The sequence below is a fragment of the Vibrio sp. 10N.222.46.A1 genome (assembly GCF_041473595.1).
Lineage (GTDB): Bacteria > Pseudomonadota > Gammaproteobacteria > Enterobacterales > Vibrionaceae > Vibrio > Vibrio tasmaniensis_A.
On record NZ_JBFRSN010001696.1, the window covers coordinates 1 to 652 of the forward strand.

Consider the following 652-nt stretch of genomic DNA (forward strand, 5'->3'; position numbering starts at 1 on the left):
ATTTGAGTCTCCAAGCAATTTTAAAGCGAAGTAGTAGGAGTCAAGTTTTGAAGAAATTATCTATAGGTATTATCCTTGCCACTCTTGGTACTTCTGTTTATGCGTCGCCAAATCTAGAAGGTTATTTTCAAGCTCGTGAATTGGTAAATTATGCGGCAGGAAGTTTACAAAAAGCAAAAGTAGACTTTATAGCTCTAGATTATGCTGTAGCTAAATTACCTGCAGCTTCACAAGCTCAACTGGTTCCTTTTAATACTGTATTGGGGGAATTCTCGACAAACAGTTCCGTAAGCAGTAGTGACGCGACTGCTTTGCTCAGCCGAGTTAACTCTAAAGCCTTATCTGGTCAATATGTTTGCCGCATCAATAGCAATGGTACTGTTCTGGCATATAGTGCGGAAAACGGAGAACAGTGTGCAGCGGACAAGTATGAAAAGGCTGCATTAGCACTAGCGAAGAAAGGCGATGAACTGCGATTCTTCCGTTCATACAGTCAAGGTTATTTTCAAACCTTAACTTATAAGGTTGATGCAAGCTCTAGTGATGAAACAGTTCGTTTAGGCTACTTTAATAAACATGGTGGAAAATGGATTGGTGAAGCGGTTAAGGTAGTAAAAGGTAAGGCGCAAATCAATAGTACGGATGTTGATAC

The 652-nt window shown here is 40.0% G+C and carries 1 pseudogene; it reads left to right on the top strand.

The annotated features are described in order from the left end of the window. Positions 1-47: 47 nt before the first annotated feature. Positions 48-652: pseudogene (locus AB4496_RS28915) on the top strand (porin); the annotation flags it as partial.